Origin of the sequence: Afifella marina DSM 2698, from assembly GCF_900102695.1 — a bacterium.
Classification (GTDB): domain Bacteria; phylum Pseudomonadota; class Alphaproteobacteria; order Rhizobiales; family Afifellaceae; genus Afifella; species Afifella marina.
Map to the genome: position 1 here is coordinate 41,627 of NZ_FMVW01000010.1, position 18,696 is coordinate 60,322.

The 18,696-nt window shown below is 61.7% G+C and carries 17 protein-coding genes; 10 read left to right on the forward strand and 7 right to left on the reverse strand.

The features are described from left to right. Positions 1-15 precede the first annotated feature (15 nt). Positions 16-1,176 (reverse strand): cystathionine beta-lyase, encoded by a 1,161-nt coding sequence (metC, locus tag BLP76_RS16680; RefSeq protein WP_092816165.1) that lies wholly within the window; start codon positions 1,174-1,176, stop codon positions 16-18. 256 nt (positions 1,177-1,432) lie between these two features. Between metC and BLP76_RS16685 the strand changes: the two genes are divergently transcribed. The 5 genes from BLP76_RS16685 (at position 1,433) to BLP76_RS16705 (ending at position 7,366) form a co-directional block, all read left to right on the forward strand. Further along, on the forward strand, positions 1,433-2,449 hold the full coding sequence (locus BLP76_RS16685) for an amino acid ABC transporter substrate-binding protein (RefSeq protein WP_092816043.1): 1,017 nt from the start codon (positions 1,433-1,435) through the stop codon (positions 2,447-2,449). 99 nt (positions 2,450-2,548) lie between these two features. After that, positions 2,549-3,760, forward strand: coding sequence for an amino acid ABC transporter permease (locus tag BLP76_RS16690; RefSeq protein ID WP_092816044.1), 1,212 nt, complete (start codon positions 2,549-2,551; stop codon positions 3,758-3,760). Between the two features lie 3 nt (positions 3,761-3,763). Further along, the gene (locus tag BLP76_RS16695; protein ID WP_092816046.1) at positions 3,764-5,149 is read left to right on the forward strand and encodes an amino acid ABC transporter permease; all 1,386 of its coding nucleotides are present in this window, start codon (positions 3,764-3,766) and stop codon (positions 5,147-5,149) included. Positions 5,150-5,218: 69 nt separating this feature from the next. Further along, the gene (locus BLP76_RS16700) at positions 5,219-5,968 is read left to right on the forward strand and encodes an amino acid ABC transporter ATP-binding protein (RefSeq protein WP_274605725.1); all 750 of its coding nucleotides are present in this window, start codon (positions 5,219-5,221) and stop codon (positions 5,966-5,968) included. Between the two features lie 207 nt (positions 5,969-6,175). Further along, entirely contained in the window at positions 6,176-7,366 is a 1,191-nt protein-coding gene (locus BLP76_RS16705) for an AI-2E family transporter (protein ID WP_244514640.1), read from the forward strand. On the opposite strand, the gene BLP76_RS16710 is transcribed toward BLP76_RS16705, so the two are convergent. Further along, on the reverse strand, positions 7,367-7,894 hold the full coding sequence (locus tag BLP76_RS16710; RefSeq protein WP_111328843.1) for a MarR family winged helix-turn-helix transcriptional regulator: 528 nt from the start codon (positions 7,892-7,894) through the stop codon (positions 7,367-7,369). 201 nt (positions 7,895-8,095) lie between these two features. On the opposite strand from BLP76_RS16710, the gene BLP76_RS16715 reads away from it, so the two are divergent. Beyond that, complete coding sequence (locus BLP76_RS16715; protein WP_211098004.1) at positions 8,096-8,443, forward strand: MFS transporter; 348 nt, start codon at positions 8,096-8,098, stop codon at positions 8,441-8,443. A 121-nt stretch (positions 8,444-8,564) separates the two neighbouring features. On the opposite strand, the gene BLP76_RS18850 is transcribed toward BLP76_RS16715, so the two are convergent. The 5 genes from BLP76_RS18850 to BLP76_RS16740 form a co-directional block, all read right to left on the reverse strand. Next, positions 8,565-9,698 (reverse strand): OmpA family protein, encoded by a 1,134-nt coding sequence (locus BLP76_RS18850; RefSeq protein WP_170130535.1) that lies wholly within the window; start codon positions 9,696-9,698, stop codon positions 8,565-8,567. Between the two features lie 680 nt (positions 9,699-10,378). Beyond that, positions 10,379-10,939: a GNAT family N-acetyltransferase gene (locus BLP76_RS16725; protein ID WP_092816052.1), complete on the reverse strand. Its 561-nt coding sequence runs from the start codon at positions 10,937-10,939 to the stop codon at positions 10,379-10,381. After that, positions 10,936-11,784, reverse strand: a complete 849-nt coding sequence (sseA, locus tag BLP76_RS16730) for a 3-mercaptopyruvate sulfurtransferase (protein ID WP_092816054.1) — start codon at positions 11,782-11,784, stop codon at positions 10,936-10,938. Before sseA ends, BLP76_RS16725 begins: the two co-directional genes overlap by 4 nt. Before the next feature lie 2 nt (positions 11,785-11,786). Continuing rightward, complete coding sequence (locus BLP76_RS16735; RefSeq protein WP_092816056.1) at positions 11,787-12,518, reverse strand: alanyl-tRNA editing protein; 732 nt, start codon at positions 12,516-12,518, stop codon at positions 11,787-11,789. Then, on the reverse strand, positions 12,515-13,564 hold the full coding sequence (locus BLP76_RS16740) for a cysteine synthase A (RefSeq protein WP_092816058.1): 1,050 nt from the start codon (positions 13,562-13,564) through the stop codon (positions 12,515-12,517). Before BLP76_RS16740 ends, BLP76_RS16735 begins: the two co-directional genes overlap by 4 nt. Before the next feature lie 317 nt (positions 13,565-13,881). Between BLP76_RS16740 and BLP76_RS16745 the strand changes: the two genes are divergently transcribed. From BLP76_RS16745 to BLP76_RS16760, 4 genes are all read left to right on the forward strand, one after another. After that, positions 13,882-14,298, forward strand: a complete 417-nt coding sequence (locus tag BLP76_RS16745) for a HutP family protein (protein ID WP_092816060.1) — start codon at positions 13,882-13,884, stop codon at positions 14,296-14,298. Positions 14,299-15,427: 1,129 nt separating this feature from the next. After that, entirely contained in the window at positions 15,428-16,417 is a 990-nt protein-coding gene (gene mdcB, locus BLP76_RS16750) for a triphosphoribosyl-dephospho-CoA synthase MdcB (protein ID WP_092816062.1), read from the forward strand. A gap of 122 nt (positions 16,418-16,539) precedes the next feature. Next, a complete protein-coding gene (madB, locus tag BLP76_RS16755) occupies positions 16,540-17,748 on the forward strand; it encodes a Na+-transporting malonate decarboxylase, carboxybiotin decarboxylase subunit (RefSeq protein ID WP_092816064.1) in 1,209 nt (402 codons plus the stop codon). A gap of 11 nt (positions 17,749-17,759) precedes the next feature. Continuing rightward, positions 17,760-18,677: a biotin--[acetyl-CoA-carboxylase] ligase gene (locus BLP76_RS16760; protein ID WP_200170603.1), complete on the forward strand. Its 918-nt coding sequence runs from the start codon at positions 17,760-17,762 to the stop codon at positions 18,675-18,677. Positions 18,678-18,696 lie beyond the last annotated feature (19 nt).

Sequence of the window (18,696 nt, forward strand, 5' to 3'; positions counted from 1 at the left end):
ACGGCCTGATGCCGGTCAGGCTGCGATCGCCGCAAGAGCCTGCTCGAGGTCTGCGATCTGGTCCTCGACCGCTTCCAGGCCGATCTGAAGACGGATCACGGGGCCGGCCTGCCAGGTCGTGACGCTTCGCGTTTCCCGAAACTCCGCCAGCGTGGCCAGGCTTTCGAAACCGCCCCAGGAAAAGCCGAGGCCGAAGAGGCGCAGAGCATTCAGGAAGGTCGCGGCGTCGTCTTCGGTGCCCGAGAGCTCAAACGCGAAGAGCCCGCTTGAGCGACCGAAATAGCGCTTCCAATTCTCATGCCCTGGGCAGCTTTCCATCGCCGGGTGGAGAAGCCGTGCGACTTTCGGCTGGTTAGCCAGCCATTTCGCCACTTCAAGGGCCTGACCTTCGTGCTGATCCATGCGCAGCTTCATCGTGCGCAGGCCGCGCATGGCGAGGTAGATCTCGTCGGGGCCTGCCTGGATGCCGAGATTGGCGTGCGTTGCGGAGAGTTTCGGCCACATCCTCTCATTGGCGCTGATCGAGCCGATGAGCACGTCGGCATGACCGCCGACATATTTGGTGCCTGCCTGAATGGAGAGGTCGAAACCTTCGGCGATCGGCTTGTAGAGGAGCGGCGTCGCCCATGTGTTGTCGATCATCGTGACCGCACCGGCGGCTTTGGCGAGTTCGAGTGTCGCTCCGATATCGGGAACTTCGAAGGTGAGAGAGCCTGGGGCTTCGACGAAGACTGCGCTTGCTCCGCCATCGAGAGCTGATTTCAAAGCCTCGAGATCCATCGGATCGTAGTAGCTCGTCCTCATCCCCCAGCGCTTCAATGTCTGATTGCAGAACCGTCGGGTCGGCCCATAGACGTTGTCCGGCACGAGGATCTCTTCTCCGGCCGAGAGTGCCGACAAGATCGCCACCGTGACCGCTGCGAGGCCTGAAGGGACGAGCACAGTCCCGGCGGCCTCTTCGAGCTCGGTCCAGACCTCGTTGAAGGCCTCGATCGTCGGCGTGTTCATTAGACCATAGGCGTAGCGGCTCTCGCGCCGGCCTTTCATCTCGTCCACGTCGTTGAAGAGAACGGTCGATGCCCGAACCAGAGGCGGATTGATGAAACCGTGGAATTCCTTCGGGTGACGCCCACCGTGGGTGACGAGAGTTGCCGCTTTGCGGGGGGTGTCGGACATGATTGTTTCGTCCTTGTTTTTACTCATGCGGGTCTCCGCGTCATTTGATCGCCTCTCGAAATTGCCTCTGTTTGCCTCATACGACCTCAGGGCCGCAGGCTTGACCGGGGCCAGTAGATAGCTTTCGATGGCCGCATGGACGGGGTTGCGTCAAGCGGCGTCTGGCAGGGAAGAGCGAGGCGGGTCTGCTTCGCTTTGGATGCATGACTGCAAATCATCGTTCTAAGAACCAAACCGGTGAACAGGAAATCGTCATATGAAGAAATCCATCGTACCGCTCGTAGCCGGGGCGGCCCTGGCTGTGTCGGCCGTCTCCGCTTCTGCAGCGACGCTTGACGACGTGAAGGCCAAAGGCTCCGTGCAATGCGGCGTGAGCCAGGGCCTGCCCGGCTTCTCGAACCCTGATTCCCAGGGCAATTGGACCGGCCTCGACGTAGACACGTGCAAGGCGATCGCCGCCGCTATCTTCGGCAACGCGGACGCCGCGAAATTCACGCCTCTCTCGGCGAAAGAGCGCTTTACTGCGCTGCAGTCGGGCGAAGTCGACGTTCTCACGCGCAACACCACCTGGACGATGTCGCGCGATACCGATCTCGGGCTGAACTTCACCGGCGTGAACTATTACGACGGCCAGGGCTTCATGGTGCCGAAAGATCTCGGCGTCTCATCGGCTCTGGAGCTTTCGGGCGCCAGCGTCTGCACGAACACCGGCACCACGACCGAACTCAATGTCGCGGATTATTTCCGCAGCCACGACATGGATTACGAAGTGGTCGCCTTCGAAAAGGCCGATGAGGTCGTGGCCGCCTACGATGCTGGCCGCTGCGATGTCTATACGACCGATCAGTCGGGCCTTTATGCCCAGAAGCTGAAGCTCACCAATCCCGACGACCATGTCATCCTGCCAGAGATCATCTCCAAGGAGCCGCTTGGCCCGGCCGTTCGCCAGGGTGACGATCAGTGGTTCAACGTCGTCAAGTGGACGCTGTTTGCGCTCATCAACGCCGAAGAGCTCGGCGTCACTCAGGACAACGTCGACGAGATGAAGAACTCCGACAACCCCTCGATCAAGCGCCTTCTCGGGACGGAAGGTTCGTTCGGCGAATCGATTGGTCTCGACAAAGAATGGGCGGTGAACGCGATCAAGGCGGTCGGCAATTATGGTGAGATGTTCAACCGCAATGTCGGCCCGGACACGGAGCTCGGCATCGACCGCGGGCTGAACAAGCTCTGGAGCGATGGCGGCCTGCAGTACGCGCCGCCGGTTCGCTAAGAATAAACATGGGCCCGGCCGAGCGATCGGCCGGGCCCCTTGCCATCAAACCGGGCGCTCACGATCCGGGATGGCATGGAACCTGCTAGCCGAGGGGACATGGCTGCTCAGGACGTATTGCCGAGCCGAAAAGGCTCGAGTGGATTTTCTGCACTCAACGATCAGCGCGTACGTGGCGTGATCTTTCAGGTTCTCCTGATTGTCGCAATCGTCAGTTTCGCCTGGTGGATCATCCACAACACCGCCGCCAATTTGCGGGCACAAGGCATCGGTTTCGGCTTCGGCATCTTGCGGGATTCGGCCGGTTTCCAGATCAATCAGACATTGATCGACTACCAGGAAACCTCGTCCTACGTCCGCGTCTATTTCGTCGGGCTGCTCAACACGCTGCTGGTCTCTTTCATTGGCGTGATCCTCGCCACGATCATCGGTTTTATCGTCGGGATCTCCAGGCTTTCTAAGAACTGGGTCGTCGCCAAGGCAGCCTATGTCTACATCGAGGTTCTGCGGAACATCCCGCTGCTGTTGCAGATCTTCATTTGGTATTTTGCGGTTCTGCGGCTCCTACCTGCCAAGCGCGATGCGATCGATCTCGGACCGTTCGGGCTTCTCAACATCGCCGGCTGGTACGCACCCAATCCGGTTCTCGGGCGGGGCTTTGCGCTCGTGGCGGCTGCCTTCATAATAGGCATCGTCGCAACTTTTGTTCTTCGCGCTTGGGCGAGACGGCGACAGATGGCCACTGGTCAGATCTTTCCGCTCTTCCGCGTGGCCCTCGCGCTCATCATCGGGCTGCCGCTCGTTGCCTATTTCGTTGCCGGCTTCGCGTTCGCCAATCCACCATTCTCTCTAGAATACCCGACCCCGGGCAATTTCGGTCCACGCGGCGGCCTGCGGGTCTTCCCCGAATTCATCGGGCTTTTGATGGCGCTTAGCTTCTACACGGCCTCCTTTATTGCGGAGATCGTGCGGGCGGGGATCCTTGCAGTGCCGAATGGCCAGACAGAGGCGTCTTATTCCCTCGGATTGCGGCCCGGTCACACTTTGAGGCTTGTGGTTATCCCGCAAGCCATGCGCGTGATCATACCTCCGCTCACAAGCCAGTATCTCAATCTGACGAAGAACTCCTCGCTTGCGGTCGCAATCGCCTATCCCGACCTGGTCTCGGTTTTCGCGGGGACTGCGCTCAACCAGACGGGACGCGCGGTGGAGTTCATCCTCATCACCATGGCGACCTATCTGACGATCTCGCTTGTGACCTCGCTCTTCATGAACTGGTACAACCGCAGCGTCGCGCTGGTGGAGCGCTGAGCCATGTCCGATATCCAATCCGAAACTGATCTCGTCTATGTCCGCGACGAGATGTTGTCTCAGTCTCCGCCGCCGCATCGTGAGAGCGGACCCGTGGGCTGGCTGCGCAAAAACCTCTTCTCGAGCTTGTCGAACACGGTTCTGACGCTGATCGCGCTTTATGTGATCTGGATCGTCGTGCCGCCTCTCATCGATTTCGCTTTGGTGCAGGCCGTGTGGTCCGGCGATAGCCGCGACGTCTGCACCACGATCAACCAGGGCGGCATCCAGCCGAATGGATGGTTCGGGGCCTGCTGGCCTTACGTGAAAGACTATTTTGCCCAGTTCATCTATGGGCGCTATCCGGTCGAGGAGCGTTGGCGCGTCAACATCGTCTTCGTTCTCTTCGTCATCGGCGTCGTGCCGCTCCTCGTTCCGACGGCCCCCTTCAAGAGCATCAACCTCATCTATATGGCCGTGGTCTTTCCTGTTGCCGCACTCCTGCTTTTGACCGGTGGTCACATGGAATTCGAGAGCATGATCGGCATCGGGCGGGAGCTTGCGCCGCTCGGCAGCGGCCTCGATTTCTGGATCGAGTATGCGCTTTTGACGCTGGTCGTGCTCGGGATTGCCTATGCGTGGGCGCGGGGAACCGGAGCTCCGGCCGGCGGGCTTCTGAAGCTCGTCTTGACGATGATGCTCGCGCTTGCGGCAGTTATCTTTGTCCTCAGCCTGGATCTTGGGCTCGAATTCGTTCCGACATCGATCTGGGGCGGTCTGCTCGTCACCCTGGTGATTGCCATCACGGGCATTGCCGCGTCGCTGCCGCTTGGTGTCGTGCTTGCTCTCGGACGTCGCTCGGACATGCCGATCGTGCGCTTCGCCTGCGTCGTCTTTATCGAATTCTGGCGCGGCGTTCCCTTGATCACCGTCCTGTTCATGTCCTCGGTGATGCTGCCGCTGTTTTTGCCGGAAGGCGTTTCCTTTGACAAACTCCTGCGGGCGCTGATCGGCGTGGCGTTGTTTTCAGCCGCCTATATGGCCGAGGTCATCCGGGGCGGGCTGCAGGCGATCCCGAAGGGGCAGTATGAGGGCGCAGACGCGGTCGGTCTTGCGTATTGGCAGAAAATGCGGCTCATCATTCTGCCGCAGGCGCTGACGCTCGTGATCCCGGGCATCGTCAACACCTTCATCGGCCTTTTCAAGGACACGACGCTCGTTTTGATCATTGGCCTTTTCGATTTTCTCGGCCAGATCCAGTCGAGCTTTACCGACCCCAGCTGGTCGACGCCGGTTCAGGCGACGACCGCCTATTTCTTTGCGGCCTGCGTCTACTGGATTTTCTGTTTTTCCATGTCGCGGTATTCGATCTTCACCGAAAACCGTCTTCGCACTGGCCATGCGCGTTAGGAGCCCCCTTTGATGAGTGATACCGAGACAAGCGCCCATATCTCTGCAGACGAGAACGGCGCGGCCGACATGATGGACCCGAACGCCGGTCCTGCCGTGGAGATGCGCGGCGTCAACAAATGGTTCGGCGAGTTCCATGTGTTGCGCGATATCAATCTGAATGTGCGCCGTGGCGAGCGTATCGTGGTGTGCGGCCCTTCGGGTTCGGGCAAGTCGACGATGATCCGCTGCATCAATCGGCTCGAAGAGCATCAGAAGGGCGACATTATCGTCGACGGGATTGAGCTCACCAACGACCTGAAGAAGATCGACGAAATTCGTCGCGAGGTCGGCATGGTGTTCCAGCACTTCAATCTCTTCCCGCATCTCACGATCCTGGAGAATTGCACGCTGGCGCCGATTTGGGTGCGCAAGATGCCCAAGCGCGAGGCCGAAGAGGCGGCAATGCATTATTTGGAGCGGGTGAAGATCCCCGAGCAGGCCAACAAATATCCAGGGCAGCTTTCGGGCGGCCAGCAGCAGCGTGTGGCGATTGCCCGCGCCTTGTGCATGAACCCGCGCATCATGCTCTTCGACGAGCCGACCTCCGCGCTCGATCCGGAGATGATCAAGGAGGTGCTCGACGTGATGGTGGATCTCGCCAAATCCGGCATGACCATGCTCGTCGTCACGCATGAGATGGGCTTTGCCAGACAGGTGGCGAACCGGGTCATCTTCATGGATGCCGGTCAGATCGTTGAACAGAACGAACCCGAGCAGTTCTTCACGAACCCGCAGCACGATCGCACCAAGCTCTTCCTGTCGCAAATCCTGCACTGAGCATCGGGCAAGCGGGCATTATCCGACAGGCCGGCGGCGGCTCGGCCTCGTCGCGACGTTCGGCCGGCGAGCTGGCGCGAGCGGGGGCAGTCGCGCGGTCGAGGAAAATCTAAGGCAGCTAGGAAGTTATTGAAACCGCCGCTGATTATGGCGGAACTGAGGAGTTTGCAGGGCGTTTGAAGCGGGTAGCAGACACCCGCCAGGCCCATGACTTCAACCGATTCCGAAGCCGACGACCGTCCCTCGGAGACGACGCCCCCACAAGCCGACGCTTCCGTTGTGCCCCAGCGCCAGAGCGCGCCGTGGCCTCTGACCGGTCTGTTTCTGATCGCTCTTATTGGCTCGCTTTATCTGGCGAAGGGGTTCTTCCTGCCGGTCGTGCTGGCGTTCCTGTTTGCGCTCGTCTTGAGCCCCGTGGTGCGTTTCTTTTCGCGGCGGGGAATCGCGGAGTGGGTGACGGGCGCGCTTCTCGTCTCCTCAACCTTCATCATGCTCGTCGGCGGCTCCTACATCCTGAGCGATCCGATCGGGGAGTGGGTCGATCGCGCGCCCAGCATTGCGCGGGAGATGGAGCGAAAAGTCGGCTATCTGCGTGGTTCCGTCGAGCAGCTGCAGCGCGCATCCAAAGAGGTGGATAAGTTCACCACCGGCAAAGGGGGGCCAGCGCCCGGAGCGGCACAGGAGGTGGTGCTGCGGGAGCCGGGGCTCTTGTCGGATGTCGCGACCAGCACACCCGATATCCTGGCGCGCGTTCTCCTTTGCCTCGTACTGCTCTTTTTCCTGCTTGCGTATTCGGAACTCTTCTACGTCAAGCTCGTGCGTTCGATGCCGTCGCTCAGTGACAAGAAGCGAGCCTTGCGGATTGCGCACGACATCGAGCGCGAGCTTTCTCGCTATCTTTTCACTGTCACCTTCATCAACACGATGCTGGGCATCGCGATCGGCTCGGGCATGTGGGTCATCGGCATGCCCAACCCGCTGCTTTGGGGCATCCTGGCGACGTTGCTGAATTTCATCCCCTATGTCGGGTCGATGATGGGCATCGGGCTTTCGGCCGTGGTCGGCATCGTCACGTTTCCGACCCTCGGCGAAGCTTTCTATCCGCCGCTCGTTTATCTCTTCTTCACCGCCATGGAAGGCAATTTCGTCACGCCGATGGTGGTCGGACGGCGGCTTGAGATGAACCCGGTGGCGGTCTTCCTGTCGATCGCCTTCTGGGGCTGGCTTTGGGGCTTCGTCGGCATGTTCATGGCCGTGCCGCTTCTCGTCGCGATCAAGATCTTCGCTACGAATATCCCGAGCCTCGGAGCCGTGGCCGAGTTTCTCTCCGGCGACCCTCGGCGCTCGGTCGAGGAGCCGGATGAGGCCGATGAAGCGAGCGCGCCGAGCGGGGGCTAGTCACTCTTTCTGAGGCTTCGCCTTTCGCTGCCGAGCGGGTTTGGATCGCGGGGCCCTGGGTCGCGGTGACGGGGAGGGAAGCTCTTCCGTCATCTCCTTGAGCGAGTCCGATAGGGCAAGATTCACCTGCGCGAGCATCTGCGCGAACTTTTCTCGGTCAGTCTGTTTCCAGGCCCCAAACAGCGTCTCGATCCGCCCGAGCCTTGCCAGACGCATCGTCTCGGCGCTCTCGGCGCCAAGCCGTGTGCGCTCGATGAGGGTGCTGCGCCCGTCGGCCGGATTCTTGACGCGGCGGATCAGGCGGCGCCGCTGCATGGCGGCGATCTGCCTCGTTACGGTCGAATCGTCGAGGTCGAGGTGGTGGGCGAGGTCTGTGACGCTTGCAGGGCCTTCGCGCAATTGCAGCAGCAAAAGATAATGAGCGCGCTCAAGAGGATAGCCGCGTTTGCGATGAACTGCTTCCAGCCTTCGCGCAAAGAACGCCAGCTCGCGTTCCAGTTTCTCGATCACCGCTGTCGTGTCAGTCATGCCGACCTCCCGCCCATGCACGGCTCATCACAATACCTGTATTATACACCTTGTTTTTGGGTGCGGGCCACGCGTATCCCTGTATCGTACACCTGTTTTTGACGTTCAGGATCCGCATGTCCGCCATTTCCGCATCTCCCCATTTTCTGGATCAGCCAAAAGCCGTTTGGGGCGACTGCATTCGCATGTGTCGTCAGCTTCATGTCGATCGGTCTGGTCGATCCCATTCTCACTTCGATCGCAGCGGGCCTCAACGCATCCCCCAGTCAGGTATCGCTACTGTTTACCAGCTACTTTTTCGTCACCTCGGTGATGATGCTGGTCACAGGTTTCGTTTCGAGCCGGTTGGGCGGCCGCAAGACGTTGATGGTGGGGGCCCTTCTCATCGTCGCGTTCTCCGCGCTTGCCGGAACCTCGGGGTCTGTTGGCGAACTGGTCGCGTTCCGAGCCGGGTGGGGTCTCGGCAACGCGACGATATCGGAAATCTCGTCCATGGATGCGTTGTCGACGCGATGGAACGTCAGGCTGGACAGGGGCCGTGCCTCGTGACCGTGTCTGGGCCGGAGACCGGATCCGTTGCGAGCGCCCACTGAAGATGGGCCGCAAAGAAAATGGGCCCGCTATGGCAGACCCATTTTCTTTGCAGGCAGCACACAGGAAGAGCGGCGATTTACCGGCTCGTGCTTTGAATGAGCGGCGTGATGCGGCGCACGGCGACGCGCCGGTTCGAACGTTCCGCCGTCTCCGTCGGCACTTTGAGGTATTGTTCGCCGTAACCCTGGGTGACGAGATTCTCAGGCGGAATATCGAAATTTTCCGACAGAACGATAGCAACCGATTCCGCGCGGCGGTCTGAGAGGGCGAGGTTCGACACGTCCGAGCCGACGGCATCGGTATGGCCTTCGACGAGGAAGATCTCGTTGGGATTGCGCGACAGCACGTCTTCGATGGCCTGGCCGATCGCTGAGAGCTCACCTATCTGGCTGCGCGATATCGCGGCGCTGCCCGTGTCGAAGGTGATCGCATCCAGGTCGACGCGACGGAGCTTGTCGCGCAAACGCGAGCTGTCGCGGACCTCCTCCAATGTATAGATCCGCTCGACGCCTTCGACCGGCGGTGCCATCAAGGCATCTTCGAGCTCGCGTTCAGATGCGCGCTGCATTTCGACGATGTAGCGATCTTGCGGCATTTGCAGGTCGAGCGGGGGCAGCGAGCGCTCGAAATAGCCTGGCTCATATTCGCGATCGCGACGATCGTAGCCGCGCTCGTCGATCAGCACGACCTGGTTGCCGTCCGGATACTGGCGGACGCGCCGGATGATCTCGCCGTCATAATCCCGCTCGGTGATGACGCGGATTCCGTCGGGACGGGTCACGATCGTGCGCGTCCGTCCACCGCCCAGCTCGTCGACCGAGACATCCCGTGCGCGGCGCAGAAGACGGTCGGTTTCGCTGTCGGAGCGAATGAGAAGCTGACCATTCCGCCGAACGATGACGCGGTCGCCCGAATCCTGGACGATGTCGCCTGAGGCGAAGGGGAGCATGAAGCCCGCCGCGCCGCGGGGAGGGCCGCGGCGATCTCGCCGGTCATCTTCGACCGGCCGCTCGCGACCATCCCGTCCGCGACGACGGGCCTCGTCGCGATCTGGCCTATCTGCCTGCCGCACAGCCTCGCGTCGCTGCTGATGCAATTTCTGGCGCAGCTCGCGCACTCGCGGATCTTCACGCTCGCCGGCGATGCCGAGCTGGGGCGTTTGCGAAGCGGCCGCTTCGCCTCTCGGCTCCGCCTCCGGCCGCTGCTGCACGTTGCGCTTTGGTGGTGTTGCTTCCGGCTTTGGCGGGACGGGTGCCTTGGCGGGCGCTTCCGCGGGCCGCTTCCGCCGTTCGTTCGCCTGTTCCTTTTGCCGATGCAGGAATTCCGCTCCTGGCCCTGCTTTCTCCCGGCGCGGATCTGCTTGACGAGACGGCCCTTCGCCTCGTGGTGGCGCGGCAGCGGGTCTTTCTGGGCGTGCCGGTTCTGCACGCTTCGGTGCGGGCTGGGGTGCGGATTTACGAGGCGGCTCGGCTTGTCGCTGCGGCGCCTGCTTCGGGGGCTGCTGCGGCCGTTCGGCCCGAGGTGCAGGCGGTGCAGGTTGCATTGGGCCCGGACCTTGAGGCGGCCTCTGGGGCTTGTTCGCTTGCGGTTGAGGAGCCTTTTGTGGAGGCGGGCCGGGTTGTCCGAGCTTTGGACGTTCGCGGTTTTGCTCGCGCTTCTTCTCACCCTCGCCGTTGCCGCGTCTCGGGCCGATGTTGGGCGGCCAGTCGGGCTGTCCCGCTTGCGCAAGGAGGGTCGGGCGCTCCACGCCGGCAGTGCCGGCGGAGGCGGTGTGGGCGAGCGGCAGAGTGAGCGCCGTCGCCGCGAGTATGGCTGCAAATCTCATCGACCTATCCGTGTTCCGAGCCCCCTCGGACACGGCTAAATCCGCCGATGGCGAATTGTTCCGTCTTACGGTGAATTCGCGGCCGGGACGTGGGTGGGCAGGGTGAAGCCTTCCGGGACCGGTAGCTGATGCTCTCGCCGCCCGACGGCCTCAAATCCCAGGCGCTGGTAGAGCGGCAAGGCTGCCGGGTGATCCATCGTGCACGTGTTCACGGTGACCGCTTCCGCACCGCGCGAAAAAGCTTCGTTGACGGCAGTGCCGAGGAGCCAGGGTCCGATGCGGCGGCCCTTCCAGTCCGGCATGAGGCCGAAATAGACGAGGTCGACGGTTGTGGGATCGGCGAAGTTGAGCTCGAAGAAGCCGGCCGGTGCGCCATTCCCATAAAGCACCCAGACTTCGATGCCGTCCCCGTGGATGCGTTCCGCCAAGGTCGCATCGTCGAGCCCGTGCCGTTCGACCCACAGATAGCTCCGACCAATCGTGGCGTAGAGATATCGGTAGAAATGCAGGGGGCAGTTTTCGGCACGCATCAGCGCGAGACGAATGCCGGCCGGAGGCGGGGGAAGGTGCCGCGGGGGCGCACTCATCCGCAGATCCGTGATCGTGGTCGGAACCAGACGCGTCATTCGCTTCCTCGTTCGATGGGTGTGTCGGTTCTGCCGCCCCATTCCGCCCACGAACCATCGTAAAGAGCCACATCCCGCTTGCCCGCCGTGGCAAGCGCGAAGCTCAAGACTGCGGCCGTCACGCCCGAACCGCAGGATGTGATGATGGGTCTGTGCCAGTCGACGCCGGCTTGCTCGAAAAGCCGACGGATGGTGCCGGGTTCCGCCAGGCTTTTGCCGTCTTCTGCGAAAAGTGCGCCGAAGGGCAGATTGAAAGAGCCTGGCATGTGGCCGCTCTTCAGACCGGGGCGCGGCTCGGCCGCTTCGCCGCTGAAGCGCGTTGCGGGCCGTGCATCGACCACCTGCGCGTTCTTGTTGACGATCGCATTGCGGACCCGCTCAAGATCGGCAACCGCGTCTCGGTCGAACCGAACGGTGAAGGTTGTCTCGGGAGGTGAGGGCGTTTCGGTCTCCAACGGCAGTCCTGCCGCGCGCCAGGCCGGCAGACCGCCATCGAGGAGGCGCACATCGGTCGCGCCGAAGGTCTTGAGCGTCCACCATACGCGCGGAGCGGAGAAGCAGCCCATTCCGTCGTAGACGATGATCGTATCCTTCTCCGACAGCCCGAGCTTTCCCGCTGCTTGCGCGAAAGTTTCGCGGCTCGGCAGCATGTGCGGCAGCTCCGTGTCGGGATCGGCGATCCGGTCGATGTCGAAATAAACCGCACCGGGAATATGTCCGGCCTGGTACTCCGCCTTGGCATCGCGCGCATGGGCGGGGAGGTACCAGGAGGCGTCGACGACTTTTACCTTTTCGTCCGCAAGGTGCTCGTTGAGCCATTTGGGACTGACCAGCATGGTGCCCATCGTCAGTTCGCCCGCTGCAAACGGATGCGTCGGTTCTGGCGGCCCTTTTTCTCGACCTTGCCGATTTTGAGGCCGCCGATTTCGCCGGTTGTGCGCACATGGGTGCCGCCACAAGGCTGAAGATCGACCGAACCATCGGCGCCAATCGCCACGAGCCGCACCTTGCCGGAGCCGGTTGGCGGCTTCACGCTCATGGTGCGAACGAGATCCGGGTTGTCGGCGAGTTCTTCATCCGTAATCCAGCGTGTTGTCACGGCGTGGTCAGCTTTCACGAGTTCGTTGAGCGCATCGGTCAGCGCGTCCTTGTCGATGGCATCCGCCTCGGCGATATCGAAATCGAGCCGGCTTTCCGCCGCTCCGATCGATCCTCCCGTGACGGGGAAGGCGATCAGCGAGCAGAGGAGATGCAGGGCGGTGTGCATGCGCATATGCGCGTGACGTCGGTCCCAGTCGAGGATGACTTTCACTTGCTCCCCAACTGAAGGGAGCTTCGTCTCGCCAGCCGGCACATGCACGATCTCAGATTTGTCGTCGCCATAGACGGTGGCGCTGATCGCGGCCTCTCCGTCGGCGAAGAGAAGGCGTCCTGTGTCGCCAGGCTGGCCGCCGCCGGTGGCGTAGAAAACGGTTTTGTCCAGGATGACGCCGCCACGATCGTTGATGGCGACAACCTCCGCCTCGCATTCTTTCAGATAGGCATCGTCGCGAAAGAGAAGTTCAGTCGGCCCACTCACTCGGGCACCTCCTCGAATGGGATATCGATCGCCGGCGGCTGTGACAGCCAGGTCGGCACAGGCAGGTTCTTAGCGCGCAGGAAGTCGGGATTGAACAATTTCGTGGCGTAACGTGCGCCATGGTCGCACAGAATGGTCACGATACGGTGGCCCGGACCCAGCTCGCGGGCCATGCGGATGGCTCCCGCAACATTGATCCCCGACGAACCACCCAGGCACAGCCCCTCCTTCTCGACGAGGTCGAAGAGGACGGTCATCGCTTCCGAATCGGGAATGTTGAACGGCATGTCGACGGCAGCACCTTCAAGATTGGCCGTGATCCGACCCTGGCCGATGCCCTCCGTGACGGATGAGCCGGAGGATTTGAGCTGGCCATGGGCATAGTAATTGTACAATGCCGCGCCATCTGGGTCCGCGAGCCCGATCTTGATCGAACTGTTCCTCTCTTTCAGCGCCATGCCGCATCCGGCGAGTGTGCCGCCCGTTCCGACGGCGCAGATGAAGCCGTCGAGCTTGCCATCCGTCTGCCGCCAGATTTCCGGACCCGTCGTTTCGATATGGGCGTTGCGGTTCGCGGTGTTGTCGAATTGGTTGGCCCAGATCGCGCCGTTTGGCTCCTCTGCGGCGAGCTTCTCGGCAAGTCGTCCCGAGACTTTGATGTAGTTGTTGGGGTTGCGGTAGGGCACCGCCGGGACTTCCAGGAGGCGCGCGCCATGCAGACGAAGAGCCTGCTTCTTCTCCTCAGACTGCGTTTGCGGGATGACGATGACGGCGCGGTAGCCAAGCGCTTTCGCAACGAGAGCGAGCCCGATGCCCGTATTGCCGGCTGTCCCTTCGACGATGGTCCCGCCCGGTTGCAACAATCCACGCTTTTCCGCGTCGCGGATGATGCCAAGGGCGGCCCGGTCTTTGACAGACTGGCCAGGGTTGAGAAACTCGGCTTTGGCGAGGATTTCGCAGCCGGTCATCTCCGATGCGTGACGCAGCCGCAAAAGCGGTGTGTTGCCGACCGTTTCCAGAACGGACGGTGTGATGGCAGCGGGCATAGATTCTCCTCGCGTCTTGCACTCGCGGCGGAACAGGGGTCGGCGCCGCAGAGTTATGGGGTAGCGCAGGCGAATGCACCTTCGCTCGGGCGTATCTGTCTTCACATTTATGCCCCGCGCACGCGCCGTAAAGGACAATCTCGATTGCAAGCCTGGAGCGATCTTTAGGGTTTACTGGAACCAAGTGACGCCCTATCGAGATGCCTCTCGGCACCGGCCCGACTGCACGCCTTGGGGGGCAGCATAGCGGAAGGGTTTCGCGGGATAACCTTGGGTTATCGCGGGCCGGGCATGTTCTCGCACAAGGAAATCCCCCAATGGACATCAATCCTGACCGTCTGGGTAAGGTCGCGATCATTGCTGCGATCAGCTCGCGCGAGGAGGAAGAGGTCTTCAAGCAGTATATCGCTGCGAGTACGCGCTTGAAGCTCGGCATCACCTTTGTCAGCGGCATTCGCACGGATGTGACGAAGACATTCGTGAAGTCGCTCGTCGCCTGCGCGCTTCAAAGCCATATCATCCATCACCATCACAACGAGATCCACGCCGTGATCCATGCGGGCCTCGAATGCCTGAAGGGCGTCAGCTCGGACGTGGCGGCAGAATCGAGCCTGAAGCTCAAGGTGGCGATCGTTTCCGACGGACGGTGGCTCGCCATCGCTGCGCACGGCGAATCGGCTTTCCACCCCGAAACGAACCATGAGCGCATGGGCTTTGGGGTCATGCATCTCTAGGCGCCGAACCCGACGCCTCCCAGATCCGTGTGGCGCATGGGACAGGGCAGGCCAGACGCCCATTTCCCCAGTGACGGCCATGCTTTGGAACCTCCCTCCGCTTCAGCGGCCCCGTTTCGCTGAAGATCCCGCACCGAACGCGGTGAATGACCTGATCGCGGCTCGCGTTCGCCTCCGTCCGGCTTGAGGACGAGAGGCATTCTGTCAGCGCATTTTTCATGACCGGGAGGAGCGCTGTCTCGGATGCGGCCAGGATCAGGCGGCGGTTCGTCGCTTCGCCGCATCGGCCGGTTGTGCTGTTCGGCCGGTCTTTTCTGCCGAAGAGCATCGCCCGTGTGCATGCGGGCGCGATTGAGCGCGGCGATATCTGATCACGTGATTGTACGTGCAAAATTAAAAACGACGATCTCAATCGTGTTCAATTTGCGGCCGACGAGCAGCGAAAACGTCGCGTTTTCAGATGTTTAGAATGCATTATAGAAGTCGCATTTCAGCGCCTCTGCAACCCGTATGGGCGGCGGTAATTCCGCGGATGGCCTTCGCCGACATCATTCTAAGAGACTGAAAAACAACAAGAATATCTCCTTGTACGTCTGGCTTATAATGATGCCATTTTGCCGCAACCTTTGACCGGACAGAGGTCTGGACTCTTCGGCTTCATAGTGAGATATACGACTTAAGTCGGGGGTACCGATACGGGAACTCGACGGGCCCTCGGGCCATGTGATGCTCCGCCTGGCGGAGATGTACTGCTCTTTCGAGAGCTAGTGATACAGTGATCAGGGGTGACGCCGACCGCATTCGCGGAGGTGAGCACCTATCTTCAGAGCCCCTCTGGGGCGTGTGATCTCGTGACTGGAGCAGCTTGGGCGCCCCTTCGGGGAGTTCGTTCCATCCTTTGCTCAACCCCATTCCTCACCAGTGAATCAGTGTTCTCCGTGCCGGTGAACTCCTGAATCTCCTTGCGACTTTCGGCGCTTATCTGCGCTCGAGGTCAACGGGGAATTGCGCCCTCGCGCCGCCCGCTATGAGCGTCGTCCGGACGCGGCGAAATCGCCGATGCAGGCCTATGCGCAAGCGACGATTGTCATCGAAGCGCAGCCTGGGGAGGCGAAATGAGTACGAGATTATGCAAGCCCCTCAGCAACTTACAGCGAACAATCCGGAGCAGACCCCCGCTTTCGAAGCCGGCGTAAGCGCCGTTGCCTGGCGCATCGGGTCGGCATTCCTCGCCGGCGCATTGCTCGAAGTCGCAACCCATCCGAAGCCTGGTCTCGTAACGGCCCGCTCCAACGGCGCACACCGCGACATGGACATCTCCACCTTCATGGTGTCCTCGGCCGCGATCGCTCCCTGCTTTTTTCAATGTGCTGATGCCGGCCAACGTCATGAAGGGCAGGTGGGCAGCCTTCTCCCGGTCGTGCGCGCCATTGGTTCCCATTATGAAGGCCTGCTTCTCGCCGCCACCGGCGGCGTCAACACACAACGCGGTTTTCTCTTCTCCGCCGGTATTTTGAGCGCTGCGGCTGGTCTGCTGGCGCGCGAACCGGCGGCCATGAGCGCCGATGCTCTCTTCGCGACTGCGGCCTTGATGGTCGACGGGCTTTGCGCCCGCGAGCTCTGCAGTCTTGCCGATCGCGAACCGGCGACTGCCGGCGAGTGGCTCTATCAACGCTATGGTGTTCAGGGCATCCGCGGCGAAGTGGAGGCGGGTTTTCCCACCGTCGCCGAAGCGGGGCTCCCCGCTTTTCGGGCGGCCCGCGAAGCGGGAGCCTCTGTCCAGACGGCGCTCATTCACACCCTCATTTCCCTGATGGCTGTCGCCGAAGACACGACGCTTCTGTGGCGCGGCGGCTTTGCGGCGCTCGACTTCGTCCGTGCGGAAGCCCGCGAAGTGCTTCGTCTCGGCGGGGCGCTGAGCGAGGCCGGCATGGCCGCGATCCGCCGTCTCGATGCGGCATGCATCACCCGAAATATCAGCCCCGGAGGCTCGGCCGATCTTCTGGCCATCACCTTCGGCGTCGATGCGCTCTTGAGCGGCCATCCCGCCCCCGGAGCCGCCTTCACCGACCGGCCCCGCACGGCGGGTCAGTCCCCCAACCCCCCGAGGATCTCATGAACATCATTGTCTATGCCGGGATGTCCTACCTCATCACCGCAATCATCGCTTTCGGCGTGATCGGCGTGATCGTCGGCATCTCCAAATTCCTCTCGCAGCCTTCCGAATAGACCGGCGAAACCATGTTACATCAACTCCTTAGCATCTTCCCGGGTATCGGGACGCTCTTCGTTCAGGATCCGGTTATCGCGTTTTCGCGCATCGGCCTCATCATCCTCGGCTTCACGCTCGCCTATCTCGGCTTCAAGCGTACGCTCGAACCCTTGATCATGGTCCCGATGGGCCTCGGCATGATGGCGGTCAACGCCGGCGTCATGTTCCTGGAGGCCGGCAAGATCGGCACTCTCATCATCGCGCCGATGGTCTCCGAGACGGGCCCCTTGGTCGACATCATGCAGATCAACTTTCTGCAGCCGATCTACAACTTCACCTTCGTGAACTCGCTCGTTGCCTGCATGCTCTTCATGGGCATCGGCACGATGGCCGACATCTCCTTCATTCTGGCGCGCCCTTGGGCTTCGATCACGGTTGCGGTCTGCGCCGAGCTCGGCACCTTCGTGACGCTGGTGATCGGCTACTACTTCGGCTTGACGCCGGGGCAGGCGGCTGCGGTCGGCACGATCGGCGGCGCGGACGGCCCGATGGTGTTGTTTGCCTCGCTGATCATGGCGAAGGACCTCTTCGTCCCGATCTCCATCATCGCCTATCTCTATCTGTCGCTGTGCTACGCTGGCTATCCGTACCTCGTGCGTTGGCTGGTGCCTGAGAAGTACCGTGGCATCGAGGTCGAGATCGACTTCCCTGATGTCTCCCCGCAAGCGAAGTTCATCTTCACCATCGTTGCTGCGGGACTCCTCTGCCTGCTGCTGCCGGTGGCATCTCCGTTGATCCTGTCCTTCTTCATGGGCGTTGCGATCAAGGAAGCAGAGATCGAGCCCTACCAGAAGCTCCTTGAGAACACGATCACCTACGGGTCGACCCTTTTCCTCGGCCTTGTGCTCGGCGTGCTTTGTGAGGCTTCGACCCTGCTTGATCCGCGTGTGGCGATCCTGCTCGTCCTCGGCATCACGGCGCTCGCCGTCTCCGCTCTCGGCGGTATCGGTGGTGGCTGGCTGGTCTGGTTCCTGAGCAAGGGCAAGTACAACCCTGCCACGGGCATCGCCGGTGTCTCCTGCATGCCGTCCACCGCCAAGATCGCCCAACGCTGCGCCTTCGAGGCGAGCCCCTACGCCATGATTATGCCTCTGGCCATGGGTGCCTCGATCTGCGGCGTCATCGTCTCCGCCATTGCCGTCGGCGTCTTCGCTTCGACGATCGGCCTGGTCGGATGACGGAGCGTCCGGTGTCTGCGCGCCCCCCAACCCTGCAGACACCGGACGTCATCCTTCAACGTATCGAAACCCTTACTCCGGACGAAACCATGTCCACCTTCTTCGCCCTCGCTGCCACGCCCGCCGACCTCGCAAGCCATTGCGGTGTCGAGCGCCGCAGCGGCGGGATCGACCCAGTCTATCGTATCTCGGCCGTCGATTCGACGAACCGGCTTATCCGGGATCTCGCTGGTGAAGGGGCAGGGCCGGGTCTCGCGGTGGTGGCCGATCATCAGACGGCCGGCCGCGGTAAGGGCAAGCGTTTCTGGTTTTCGGAGCCGGGCAAGGGCTTCGCTCTGTCGCTGCTGTTGCGGCCGGAGCGGCCGGTGGAAGAAGTCCCCCAGCTTACCCTCGTGCTGGGCGTGGCCGTCGCTGAGGCCATCGTGCAGGCAACCGGCGTCGCCGCCGAACTCAAATGGCCAAACGATATCCTCGTCGACGGTCGCAAGCTTTGCGGCATCCTGTGCGAGCTCGTCCTGACCCCGGAAGGGGACATGGCCCACGTGATCGCCGGTATCGGCCTCAACGTGAACGTCAAAGCGTCCGATTTTCCTCAAATCCTTGAGGGCATTGCCACATCTCTCGCGATCGAAGCCGGTCGGACGATCGATTCCGAAGCGGTTCTGTCGGCGGTTTTCGACTCGGTCGAGCGGTGGATGAGGCGCTGGGAAGACGAAGGCTTCGACCCCATTCGCCAGGCCTGGATCGCACGCTCCTGCACAATTGGGCGGGAGATCTCCTTCGACGCAGGCGATGCGCGCTGCCGAGGCGTCGCAACCGACCTCGGCCCTGACGGCAGTTTAAGTATTCGAGACGGAGGCGGCGCTCTACACCGCTTCTACTACGGAGAAGCGTGTCATTCGCCCGCTATCGCGAGCGTTGCGCGCTAATATAAGGAAACAGAGGTTG